The sequence below is a fragment of the Nostoc sp. DedQUE07 genome (assembly GCF_034530975.2).
In the GTDB taxonomy this organism is placed as follows: Bacteria; Cyanobacteriota; Cyanobacteriia; order Cyanobacteriales; family Nostocaceae; genus Nostoc.
Genome location: NZ_JAVRCC020000004.1, coordinates 47,092 through 59,438 on the forward strand (window position 1 = coordinate 47,092; position 12,347 = coordinate 59,438).

Sequence of the window (12,347 nt, forward strand, 5' to 3'; positions counted from 1 at the left end):
AGCGTAGATGGGTAGATACTCAGTATCCAAATAAAATCGCAAGGCTCAGATCCCCGACTGTCTAAGAAATCGGGGATCTTGTTTTTAAAATAATTATCTCCATTATCAGGAAATGACCGAGGACAAATTGGAGTAACAAGTAGAAACTAAATCAGGAACCAAAACCTCTGGGAACTCCAGAGGTTTTTCTCTACTCTATTCATCTTTATAGAAGCGATCGCTCCAGCATACACTTCTATGAAGCAGTAAAATTGTCGCCCCTATCAGGTCAACTAGAGTAAGCTAAATTTAGGTTTTAACTATCGGGAGTGGAGATGATGTTGTTGGAATTAAAGCGCATCCATGTTCCACCAGGACAAAGAGTGCTACTGCGAGATGTAACCTGGCAGGAATTGGAAGCAATTCTAGAAGATTTAGGGGAACACCGGGCTGCACGAATTGCTTATGATAGGGGGATGCTGGAGATTATGGCACCACTGCCAGAACATGAAGACGATAAAGAAATTATTAGCGATTTAGTCAAAGCTCTTTTGGAAGAATTAGACATTGAGTTTAGATGCCTTGGTTCTACTACTTTTAAAAACCAAGCAATGGCTCAAGGTATAGAACCCGACCAGTGTTTCTATATAAAAAATGAATCTCAGATTCGCGGCAAAAAGCGGCTAGATTTAGCAGTAGATCCTCCTCCAGATTTAGCTCTAGAAATTGATATTACTTCTCGCACTCATCCTAATATTTATGAAGCCCTAAAAGTACCTGAGCTTTGGCGTTTTGATCGAGGTAAGCTCCAAATTAATGTTCTGCAAGACGGACACTATGTAGAATCTCAACAAAGCTTAAATTTTCCTCTATTCTCAGTAATTGAAGCAATTCCCCAATATCTAGAGCAAAGTACAACAGCAGGTAGAAATGCAACGCTCAAAGCTTTTCGTCTTTGGGTACAAAAACAGATACACCAGCAATAACTTCTGCTGTCACCAGAATTCACAACAGACAGTGGATTTCAAGTTAGTGAAGTACACAAGCCAAGTTTCTAATTTAAGTAGAATTCAATAGGTTATAAGCCAAAAACCCAGATGTAGAGACGCGATTTATTGCGTCTTGCAAGACCCTTATTTCATCAAACTCATTCTCGATTACGCGAACGGTGAGCTATAACTAGATCAAATGAAGGAGTGTGAGGAGTAGAGAGTAGATTAATGCTGGCATATTTGATGGCGCTAGGCACAGAAGAGTAGTTGAGGTTATTCTTTCTTGGTTTATTATCTAATTGGTAAACGCGTAATATTTCTATCTGCTAAAGCGTTCTGGAGCTACAAATAAAATGACTGTTTTATTATTTGCCATCCTGTTGGCAATTAACTTAGGTGCTGGATGTTATTTGACTCTAGCTAATCCTCTAAAAGTCTCAGAGCAAACATCAACTAAACTTATTTTTATTATTCGACCAAAAGTATTTTTAGGTGTGGGAATATTTTTTAGTCAATTGTTTGTTTTATTTTTATTTGCGTCTATTGTATTTACACCTATTACACAACTTGTCTGCAATCGTTATCCAAACAATATATCTACTTCAAATATTGATTTGAGTGCGGGACAAAATACTCTAACAGTGATGTGTAAGTTAACAAAAAATAATTGGTTAGGTCGAGAACAGAGTCAAACGCTAGTTTCTGAGTTACTAGAGGCTAAATTGGAAACTCAGATTGATACTGATGGTCAGGCTAAGTATTATAAATATAATATTTTACTATTAAATGATAGAGATAGTTTTCCTTTTTCACGCGCAGGATATCCAAAATTGAACCTTGAAAAATTGCAATTAATAGTATCAAGAATTAATAATTTTTTGAAAAACCCTATAGAGAATAATTTAGCGGTTATACTTGATGAGACTTTTACGGGTTACATTTCTGTCATGATTACTGTATTCTGTGGAATATTAGCGTTGCTAGTAGCGTCACTAGGTTTATTTATCACTTGTAATTTTGACAAGGAAACAAATACTGTAAAGCTTAGTCGTTACAGGTGGTTTGGAACGTTAGGAAAAACAGTTTTTCAATATTATTTGAACGAAATTACTGATATTAAGCTTGAACGGATTGATACTAGTATAGATGAATACTTTTTTAGGGTTATTTTAGTATTAGAATCGGGTGATAATCTACCATTAACGCCTAATTATACTTCAAATTATATAAATGGAGATTCTATAGTTAGAGTAACTAAAGATTTTCTGGAACTAAAACATAAAGATAGTGCTAGATAAAAGCGTGAGATTGGTTTCTTTGAAGTCATTACTACCGCATTTTTATTTATGTTTGTTAAACCCAAAATATTTTTATCATCGCTTGCATTATTACTCAGTTTTGCAAGTCTATTTCTTAGCGCTTGGATTCTTCTTCCTGCTCCAAATATGTTTTTACTCACACTAGCAGTAGGAGCGCCAGAAGTCAGTCCTTGGTTATTTTTATTAAATTTGCTCTTTTTATTGCTGTCTTTATTCTATATCTGTCGCCGTCAACTCCAACGTTTAGTTTACATTTTCAGTTTAATCGGATTGCTAATTTGCGGATGGGTGCTAGTGAATATCCCACTAACTCAAATGCAGATGGCTAAAGCGATGAAACAAGGGTTGGAAGCAAATTATCTAGAGCAAATTCCAGTCCAAGTAAGGGCTAATATGCAAACCCATCCTTTTAACTTAATTAATTTCTTTCGGGGTATTGCATTAGGTAAAACGCGTCATCAAAAAGATATTCTCTTTGCTTCTCCTGGGGGAATGCCTTTAAAAATGGAAGTTTACCAACCCCCAGAGGTAGGGAAATATCCAGCAGTGGTAGTAATTTATGGTGGAGCATGGCAATATGGCAATACTCATGCCAATTCTGAGTTTAATCAATATATTGCTAATCATGGATATACGGTATTTGCGATCGACTATCGACACGCACCTCAATATCAGTTTCCCTCTCAATTAGATGATGTGCGTACAGCCCTAAATTTTATTCGCAAACATGCAGCTGAATATGAAGCCGATTCAGAACGTATGGTACTTTTAGGACGTTCTGCTGGGGCACATTTAGCAATGCTAGCGGCTTATCAACCCGATGCACCACCCATTCATGCTGTGGTGAACTATTACGGGCCTGTTAACTTAACTGAAGGATATAAAACACCACCAAATCCCGATCCTATAAATTCTCGCGCTGTTTTAAAAGCATTTCTTGGTGGTTCTTTAGAAGAATTGCCTAATCGGTATGAAATTGCTTCACCGATAAATTACCTAACGCACCCTTTACCGCCAACTTTATTAATTTACGGCAGTCGCGACCATTTGGTGCAAGCGCGATTTGGCAGACAGATGTATGAACGTTTACATAATTCTGGCAATACTGCGGTTTTTCTCGAAATTCCTTGGGCAGAACACGCTTTTGATGCTGTTTTCAACGGTGTGAGCAATCAATTAGCGTTGTATTATACTGAGAGATTTTTGGCTTGGGCGTTGTTAAAGCAATGATTTGATTCGCAGACTCATTCACAAGTATTAAAAACTCAGCACTCCTTACTCCTTTTGAGGCCAGCGCCAGTTATAGCGATTCCATTGATACATTCCTTGAATTTCATACTCAGCGCCGTTTAAAAAGCGGATGACACAATTAGTAGAGGAATCATCGCTGCATCTACGCCCGTCGTAGACATCGCTAATTTCCTCAACCTTAATTACCATACAGGGGAACCATTCCCGCTTACAAGGGCCATCTTCTTGCACCCATTCCCATAGTGCATTGGAAACTTCAATGCGATCGCCTACTCTTAACTTTAATGCATCCTCAAAATAAGAATACTTGTCAAAATGATATGACTCAACCCGATTCAACCACTGTAAACCATAGCGTTGGCGAATAAACTGTACCGTTCCAGAGTCCTTTTCTAGTAACCAGTCGTTGAGTAATTGCACTTTCCAAGTACGGTTGCGTTGTTCTTCATCCTTAACAAATTGTAAAAATGCTTCCAACTCCTCTGGGGTAAGTTCGTCTAAAGGATTAGCAATATTTGACTTCTCAGAGGTAGAATTTCCCTGAATTTGCTCAACCACTTGCAGTAATATCTGTTTCTGCGTGTCAGTGAGAGGACAGCTTGCTGCATCACAATCATTAAAGGCTGCGAACATAGCTACTTCAATCTCATCTGGAGTCATAAGTTCATAGCAATTGAGGGGTTATTCCCCTAATTATTACAAATGTTAAATTCAAGTCTCCAATCACCCTGTAGTTAAATTCAGGTAAGCTGAGGTTGTAAGTTAAATATTGTTTGCTAAATTAACTCACGGGGTCTTTTATGCGGTTGCGTTCACTCACGGTCGTTTTTATTTCATGTCTCATTACCCTTCTATCGTGGGTGATTATTCCCCCAGCTGTAGCCCTGACACAGATTAAACTATTTGATGTCTCTTATAAAGATTGTCCACCAGAACTAGCACAAGGGGCTGTTATCAGTAGTGGTAGCGCTGCTGCCAATTGTTTTCTTGTCGTTGGCAAAGCCGAAAATGGCACTAATAAAACAGTCTACGACGCAGATATTTTTGGACGCATCTATGATGCTAATAATGACTCGGTGATGCAAAACCGCACTCGCTTAGGCTCTATTACCGAGGTACCACCAGGTATTAGCGATTTTGAATTGAGAATTTCTGTAGCTGCGAATCAGCCTACTCCGTTGAAGCTAAAACAGTTCAAGGCTGCGGGGTTTAGCGGTCAAGTGCGTAAGTAATTCGTAATTCGTAATTCGTAATTCGTAATTCGTAATTCTTAGTACGGCTAGCTAATTAGAAACCGTGTAAAAAATCGTAGAGACGCTTGTATACTTAACGTCTCTACACAATTCTTTACAAAGGTAATAATCAAAATCCTTCTATAAGGGCAGGCTAGCTGGAATGGCACTCAGAAGACTACTAACTAGATTGAGTGCTAAGAAAGCTAAGATCGGCGAAAAATCCATACCGCCCAATGGGGGAATAATTGAGCGGAATAGATTCAGATAAGGATCGGTTATCTGGGCTAAAGCGGCAAATGGCTGGTTATACCAGTTGATTGTCGGGAACCAGGTTAGCAAAACCCGGATAATTAGCAAATAGCTATAAAAGGTGACAAAGGTAATTAGTGTCGTAATCAGTAAACTCATGGATAGCTTTGTTTCCTACTAGGTGTCAAACGCGGTCTTATGTTTTAATTTTAATTTAGTCCAAAGTCAAAAGTGTTTGCGGATTTCACGTTTACCACACTTGACACTTTCACCACGCCTGAACAAACTTCAGGAGTCTTTAGTGAGGGAGCGGTCATTGGTTGCTTGGGGTGAACCGCCATTAACATTTCCCAGTTGCTTTCGCACTTCATCAATTGTGGCATTTAGCTGGGCAATTTTATCTTCTAGCGATCGCCTGGCCGTCTCTATACCAGCACTCTCACTTTCTGAGGCTTTCATCTGACGCCGCTTTGCTGCTATTTTTTTCGCTTCGGCTTGACTATCTGTCAGTTCTGTCTCCTCTTCTATTAGCAATTCTGGTTCGCGGCGAGAAGCAATCAGTGCCCCGATAACACCGCCAAATACGCCACCAACAAAGGCCCCTGCTACAAAACCACTGCCAAAACCATCTCGCTGACTCATATCTTTACCGCCTTCAACAAACCTTGCAACTTTTACAGTAGTTATGCTATTTTCCTGCCCTAGCTGCATACTAGCTTAAGTCCCAAAGATGCGATCGCCTGCATCTCCTAACCCCGGTACAATATATCCCTTACTGTCTAGTTTTTCGTCAATAGTAGCGGTATAAATTATTAAACCTGGATAAGCTTCACTCAATTTTTGTAAAGCTGGTGGAGCTGCTACTACACAAACGATCCGCGTCAGGGCTGGGTCAGCACCCCGTTGTGTCAATTCTGCCATTGCTGCCATAATCGATCCTCCGGTTGCCAACATTGGATCGGTAACTAACACTCGTGTTTGGGGGTCAAATTTTTCTGGTAACTTGTTCAAATAACAATGAGGTTGCAGTGTCTCTTCATCTCGCGCCAAACCAAGGTGGTAAATCGATGCTAAAGGCAATAAAGTCTGCGCCCCCTCTAGTAATCCTAGCCCAGCCCGCAGAATCGGCACTACTGCCATAGGCACTTGCGGATCGATTACCGTTGCTGCACAGGTATCTAAGGGACTCTGTACTGTTGTTTCTTGGGTCGGCAACCAGTCTCGTGCAGCTTCATAAGTCAGCCATCTTCCCAACTCAGTCATGGCACTGCGGAACAATACTGAAGGCGTGCCTGCATCACGGGCAACTGCCAGCCAGTGTTTGATCAGGGGATGGGGTGGAACATAAACGCGCAATTGTAGCGTCATAGCCAGAAATAGGCGCCTTTTGATTGTATAAGAACTGAAACACCATAATACTCTTTCCTGCATCCGGCTGACAGCTTAAAATTAGCAATCTCAAGCTTATTGATAAATATTTTCATTAGTAGTTGACATTAATTCTCAATCAAGGCTATATTCATATACAGTGTTCTCCTCTCTTTTAAGGATCGGCAGACGGGATTAGCCAGCAGTAGCAGGCTCGTCCCTCTTTTTTTTGATTTGTCATTTGTCATTTGTCATTGGTCATTGGGCATTGGGCATTGGGTATTGGGCATTGGGCATGGGGCATTGGGCGAATGGCACTAAGAAAAGATAAAACCCCTGCTAGGGCTGGGTGTTGGGGGTAGGGTGTAGGGTGTAGGGAAAAAGTAAGAAAAGTACAATCCTCGTGCGAACATCAATGAACTTCTTGCTCACTACACCCCACACCCCACACCCCACACCCAAAAGCCTTACGAATAATAGGTTTGCCGTTAACAAGCGTGCCATGCGGCATTGGGCATGGGGCATTGGTCAGGTCATTAGTAAATATTGATTGACTCTAGACAAAGGACAAGGGACTCTAGACAAATGACAAAGGACAGAGGACAAATGACAAATGACAAATGACGCAATCGTAATTGGGTCTGGGATTGGCGGATTAGTGACAGCGACCCAGTTAGCGGCGAAGGGAGCGAAAGTGTTGGTACTGGAACGTTATTTGATTCCAGGCGGTAGTGCTGGTTATTTTGAACGCCAAGGCTATCGATTCGATGTTGGTGCGTCAATGATTTTTGGACTGGGACAGAACGGTACTACCAACTTACTCACCCGTGCATTATCAAGTGTAAATGTCAGCCAAGAAGCGATCGCAGATCCGGTACAGATTCACTATCATCTACCCCAAGGTTTAGACCTGAAGGTTGACCGGGTTTATGAAACATTTTTGCAAAATCTTACTGCTTATTTTCCCCATGAAGAACAAGGGATTCGTCGCTTTTATGACGAATGCCAAAAAGTATTCAAGTGTCTCAACAGCATGGATTTGCTGTCGCTGGAAGAACCTCGGTATTTACTGCGGGTATTTTTCCAGCATCCTTTGGCGTGTCTCGGTTTAGCCAAGTATCTGCCGCAAAATGCCGGAGATGTGGCGCGGCGGTACATCAAAGACCCGCAATTATTGAAGTTTATCGACATGGAATGTTATTGCTGGTCGGTGGTTCCATCAGATATGACACCAATGATTAATGCTGGAATGGTCTTTTCTGACAGGCATTATGGCGGAGTTAACTATCCTAAAGGCGGAGTCGGACAAATTGCCCAAAAACTGGTGGAAGGTCTAGAAAAGGCTGGAGGTCAAATTCAGTACCAAGCTAGAGTGACCAAAATTCTTACAGAACAGGGAAAAGCGGTAGGTGTGCAACTGGCTAATGGTAAAGTATATCGGGGTAAACGCATAGTTTCTAATGCTACACGCTGGGATACATTTACACAATTATTACCAGTAGAAGCAATGCCAGATAATGAGAAAAAATGGCAACAAAACTACCAAAAATCTCCAAGCTTTTTGAGTTTGCACATCGGGGTAAAGGAGTCAGTTTTACCTACGGAGACAGAGTGTCACCATATTTTGCTGGAAGACTGGGAAAAGATGACAGCAGCAGAAGGCACAGTTTTTGTTTCGATTCCGACATTGCTTGACCCAGATTTAGCACCAAATGGATATCATATCATTCATGCCTTCACGCCTCACTGGATTGATGATTGGCAAGAACTTTCTCCAAGTGAGTACGAAGCAAAAAAAGAAAAGGCAGCTTGGCGAATTATTGACCGCCTAGAGAAGCTTTTTCCGGGTTTAGATGCCGGATTGGATTATTTAGAAGTGGGGACGCCGCGCACACATCGCCGCTTTTTGGGTCGTGAGGATGGCACTTATGGGCCAATTCCCCGACGTAAATTGTGGGGGTTATTGAATATGCCCTTTAATCGCACAGCTATATCAGGACTTTATTGTGTAGGAGATAGCACTTTTCCAGGTCAAGGTTTGAATGCAGTTGCTTTTTCTGGATTTGCTTGCGCCCACCGTATTGCCGTAGATTTAGGATTTTAACTACAGATACAGCCTCCGCAAAAAACCTAGTAAGCGGATAGCGTTACTAGTGAAACTGGTAGCTACCCCAACACTCTGAGTAACTCTCAATACGTTTTGGTTAAGAAAGTTATCTGTTAAAACGAGTTCTTTGAGCGAAGGTAGAAGAAAGTGTTGGGGAAGCAAGAGTATTTAAATTTAATCTCTTCACTTTAAGTGCCTCCAAACCACCTTCCCAGCTTATCTAAACCGTATTGAGATGGGTAGCAAATACAATCAAAAAGTTACTAATTTTAGTACTTTTGCTAACACAATAGTAAGTGTTGTTACTCTTGGTCTGGTATTTTTTGGTTCCGAAAATTAGCTAACTCTGATGCTAAAGTCTCTTCTAATGCATCTAGAATCGCTTGGGGATCAACAGCTTCCTTCATTATTTGGGCCTGCGGATCGGAGCGATTTTTGACATTGGGAATATCTTGGCGTAATTCTTCAACTAAAGCGATAAGTTTTGCGATTTTCTGCTCAGAGAGCAGATTAAGCTGAAGGCTAAGTTGCGCCCGTTGCTCTGCTAATTTTTCCTGACGCTCTTGTTTTATCAATACCCCTGTTGTTACTAACAGGGAACCTGCGGTCAGTGAAAATTGTAGCCAAGAAAATGGCGGGGGATCGAATCTTGATATGCCTAAACGTCGTGGTAAAACATTGGGTGTTACCCACAGAATAATTCCTAACAGGATGCTATACAGGAATACCGGACGACCAAAAAAGGCTGTTACCGTTTCTACAAACCGTTGATGTTGAGGTACGTCTTTCTCATAACGTCTGTGCAGGTCAATAATAGTCTCGATATTTTGACTAATCGCTTCCGGCAATGGGGCAGTGGGCAAAATGGTTTGGCAAGGTGCTGAAGATGGTACTTGCGGTGAATCTTTTGGATTTGGTTTATCTTGGGAAAACATGGACAGTTTACTTGCAGTACTGATTTCTCTAAATCAATAACTCAAGTTTTAGCTATATATGTATACTTTTAGGTAGAAAAATAGATAAAAGTACCTATAGACAGATTTTGGGAAATTGCTATTGCTGTTGGATCAAGCAGATATATTGAAACAGAATCATAGCATCAATTTTCTTGTTTCAATATTGTATTTGAGATATAGTGATTTGTTAAAACTATAGTTGATTATATACTTTTTAGATATGTCATTTTGATGTCAATGCTATGTCAGGATAACACTCATGTTTATGTGGTATGTCTATCGAATATCTAATGTAGATTTCGCAATAAAAGCTTTCAGTGACACAATTGAGGCATTGCGGCTCACGCCGGAGAAATAGTCATCAGCGGCGATACGCAAACGCATTCGTGCGTGGATGCAATAGATTACGCCACGCTCAAAATCGGTTCGGTTGGTTCTTTACCATGCCTTTTCACTGCAATTTACTAAACTTTTCATAATTGTGCTTTAATGGTGGGCGGCTTTTGTTCGTTCAAGAATTTTCCTCACACACAAAGCGATCGCTGATGCTACTCACACACAAAGAAAACATTGTAAAATTTAGCTGGCTTCTACCCAGCTTCTTAAGCTTGATCCTGTTTGGCTCCACTGTTAAAGCTAATGGTGCGATGCCTGCGGCGGGCGTAGGCATCGCTAATTGGCATTTTGATAGCAATCGCAATCATCTGGACTTCACCACAAATGAAAATGTTCAACCGAAAGTACAATTACTTACTAACCCGACTCGTTTGGTAATTGATTTGGCTGGAGTTACATTAGGATATCCACAGACTAGTCAAAGAGTGGGCCCAGTAATTAAAGACATCCGCATCGAGCAGTTTAATGCAGAGACTACCCGCATGGTAGTTACTTTAGCACCCGACTACACCTTTGATTTGGCACAGGTGCAACTGCAAGAAGAATCCCCCAATCATTGGTCTGTGCAGTTACCCAAACCCATACGATTGACTGCAACCCAGCCGCAATATTTAGAAATAACTCCGAGTATTTCTCCAAGAGTGAATGATAATAGCACTCTCTTTGCTGGCGTGGTTCCAATGCATTCACCGATGAAAGCGCTGGAACCTCAAATTAAAGCCTTGATGAATCGCTACAGCTTTCTGAAAACAGGAATGTTTTTTCTGGATTTGGATACTGGGGATTATTTGGATATTGGAGGCGATCGCGTTTTCCCGGCTGCTAGTACAATTAAACTGCCAATACTTATCGCTTTTTTCCAAGATTTAGATGCTGGTAAAGTCACCCTTCAGGAAAACCTGACGATGCGGCGTGACTTAGTTACCAATGGTTCTGGAAGTATGCAATATGAGCGAGTTGGCAAGAAGTACACAGCTTTGGAAACCATCACTAAGATGATTACCATTAGTGATAATACTGCCACCAACATGATTATCGATCGCTTAGGTGGAGCGGCGAAACTAAATCAGCGTTTCCGTAGTTGGGGACTGAAAGACACGGTAATTCGCCATCTTTTAGCTGATTTGAGAGGAACCAACACCACAAGTTCTCAAGATATGGCGCGGGTGCTGGCTTTAGTTGTGAATAACAAGTTAGTTTCGCCCCAAAGTCGGGAGCAAGCCTTAGATATTCTGCGTCACACCACAATTCATACACTGCTTCCCGCCGGTTTGGGGAAAGGTGCAGTTATCGCCAACAAAACCGGAGATATTGGGTTTCTTATTGGCGATGCGGGATTTGTGACTATGCCCAATGGTAAGCGTTACCTGGCGGCTATCTTCGTTACCCGTCCTTATAAAGACACAAGAGGGAGAGACTTTATCCGTCAAGTTTCCCAATTAGTTTACAATTATCTGAATCAGCCGAATCCAGTTGCTGCGGTTGATTCGCTTAATAGTGTTGCGAAATAGCAGTTCAAAATAGATATTGCTAGGGGCGCATAGCTATCATAGGTGTCAACTTAACGTGAAACCTTTGCAATAGCCTTATATCAAGTCCACTCAATTACTAATTATACCCTTGCAACCCCATCCCACTTTTATCTAGCGACAAAATCTACTTTCACCGCGAACCTACGCTGTACACACAAGTCTGAAATGGCTGAAAAACCCAAGGTTTTACCCCACCCTAACCCTCCCCGTATGTATTGGGGAGAGAATTAGATTTCTTTCTTGCCTAAAATTTAAGTGTTTTGAGTTTCTGTTACAAAACTTGCAAAAGTGAGGGAACTAGATTTCTTTTTTTACCCCAATGCATCGGGGGGTTAAGGGGGGTAATTCGACTTGTGTGTACTACAATCAATTCATATTTTTCACACATAATTTACGTATTTAAAATAACAAATTAGCTTAATATCCTGTTATTTCTTTAGATAGAGGATAAAAATAATTCGCAAAGTTAAATTTAAATTAGGTGCTATTTCATACTCATGGTTTAATTTTTAAAGCTCCTAAAAATATTTTTTAGGAGCTTTTTTAAAATTAAAAACAAAGCAAGTATGTTGGAGATATTTTAGTTATTATCTAATTATCTTGCCAATACTTGAAAAAGAGATGAAAAGTGATATTTCAGATATAAATATCTCTTAAATGGTTATTATGGCATTGTCATTCCGTCCAAAGTGAGAAGTCTTGAAGTATCACAATATCTTTAGTAAGTGCAACAATGCAACCCCAAATAGTTGCAGTTCGGAAAGTTTTTAGGAGCATTATATGCAGAAATCAAACAACCAACAAACATATTTCCTTAAGTATCTTTCCCTAGCACCCGTTCTTGCTGTTCTTTCGATATCAATTGCCTTTTCTACCTGGGCGATTTTTAATTTCATTTTCCCAGACCTTCTCTTTCATCCTATGCCATAAGTCAGTCCGCCATAGGTTCAAACCTATGGCTAA

At 40.6% G+C, this 12,347-nt stretch carries 12 protein-coding genes; 7 read left to right on the plus strand and 5 right to left on the minus strand.

What is annotated here, in order from left to right; genetic code table 11:
* The first annotated feature begins 317 nt into the window (after window positions 1-317).
* From RMZ95_RS04310 to RMZ95_RS04320, 3 genes are all read left to right on the plus strand, one after another.
* A complete protein-coding gene (locus RMZ95_RS04310; RefSeq protein ID WP_322685562.1) occupies window positions 318-965 on the plus strand; it encodes a Uma2 family endonuclease in 648 nt (215 codons plus the stop codon).
* A gap of 359 nt (window positions 966-1,324) precedes the next feature.
* Window positions 1,325-2,269 carry a hypothetical protein gene (locus RMZ95_RS04315; protein ID WP_322685465.1) on the plus strand — a complete coding sequence of 315 codons (945 nt, stop codon included), beginning with the start codon at window positions 1,325-1,327 and terminating at the stop codon, window positions 2,267-2,269.
* Between the two features lie 48 nt (window positions 2,270-2,317).
* Window positions 2,318-3,520 carry an alpha/beta hydrolase gene (locus RMZ95_RS04320; protein WP_322685464.1) on the plus strand — a complete coding sequence of 401 codons (1,203 nt, stop codon included), beginning with the start codon at window positions 2,318-2,320 and terminating at the stop codon, window positions 3,518-3,520.
* A 45-nt stretch (window positions 3,521-3,565) separates the two neighbouring features.
* On the opposite strand, the gene RMZ95_RS04325 is transcribed toward RMZ95_RS04320, so the two are convergent.
* Window positions 3,566-4,201, minus strand: coding sequence for a hypothetical protein (locus RMZ95_RS04325; protein ID WP_322685463.1), 636 nt, complete (start codon window positions 4,199-4,201; stop codon window positions 3,566-3,568).
* Between the two features lie 140 nt (window positions 4,202-4,341).
* On the opposite strand from RMZ95_RS04325, the gene RMZ95_RS04330 reads away from it, so the two are divergent.
* Window positions 4,342-4,773, plus strand: coding sequence for a biotin carboxylase (locus RMZ95_RS04330; RefSeq protein WP_322685462.1), 432 nt, complete (start codon window positions 4,342-4,344; stop codon window positions 4,771-4,773).
* A gap of 141 nt (window positions 4,774-4,914) precedes the next feature.
* On the opposite strand, the gene RMZ95_RS04335 is transcribed toward RMZ95_RS04330, so the two are convergent.
* The 3 genes from RMZ95_RS04335 to upp form a co-directional block, all read right to left on the minus strand.
* Window positions 4,915-5,184: a YggT family protein gene (locus RMZ95_RS04335; protein ID WP_322671822.1), complete on the minus strand. Its 270-nt coding sequence runs from the start codon at window positions 5,182-5,184 to the stop codon at window positions 4,915-4,917.
* A 129-nt stretch (window positions 5,185-5,313) separates the two neighbouring features.
* Complete coding sequence (locus RMZ95_RS04340) at window positions 5,314-5,667, minus strand: hypothetical protein (protein ID WP_322685561.1); 354 nt, start codon at window positions 5,665-5,667, stop codon at window positions 5,314-5,316.
* Between the two features lie 75 nt (window positions 5,668-5,742).
* Window positions 5,743-6,393: a uracil phosphoribosyltransferase gene (gene upp / locus RMZ95_RS04345; protein ID WP_322685461.1), complete on the minus strand. Its 651-nt coding sequence runs from the start codon at window positions 6,391-6,393 to the stop codon at window positions 5,743-5,745.
* A 613-nt stretch (window positions 6,394-7,006) separates the two neighbouring features.
* Between upp and crtH the strand changes: the two genes are divergently transcribed.
* Window positions 7,007-8,497, plus strand: coding sequence for a carotenoid isomerase (gene crtH / locus RMZ95_RS04350; RefSeq protein ID WP_322686378.1), 1,491 nt, complete (start codon window positions 7,007-7,009; stop codon window positions 8,495-8,497).
* A 305-nt stretch (window positions 8,498-8,802) separates the two neighbouring features.
* Here crtH and RMZ95_RS04355 read toward each other — a convergent pair whose 3' ends face one another.
* On the minus strand, window positions 8,803-9,435 hold the full coding sequence (locus tag RMZ95_RS04355) for a DUF1003 domain-containing protein (RefSeq protein WP_322686377.1): 633 nt from the start codon (window positions 9,433-9,435) through the stop codon (window positions 8,803-8,805).
* Window positions 9,436-9,959: 524 nt separating this feature from the next.
* Here RMZ95_RS04355 and RMZ95_RS04360 point away from each other — a divergent pair.
* Together RMZ95_RS04360 and RMZ95_RS04365 are read left to right on the plus strand one after the other, a co-directional pair.
* Window positions 9,960-11,363 carry a serine hydrolase gene (locus tag RMZ95_RS04360; RefSeq protein WP_322686376.1) on the plus strand — a complete coding sequence of 468 codons (1,404 nt, stop codon included), beginning with the start codon at window positions 9,960-9,962 and terminating at the stop codon, window positions 11,361-11,363.
* An 801-nt stretch (window positions 11,364-12,164) separates the two neighbouring features.
* Window positions 12,165-12,314, plus strand: a complete 150-nt coding sequence (locus RMZ95_RS04365; protein ID WP_322671817.1) for a PsaJ protein — start codon at window positions 12,165-12,167, stop codon at window positions 12,312-12,314.
* Window positions 12,315-12,347 lie beyond the last annotated feature (33 nt).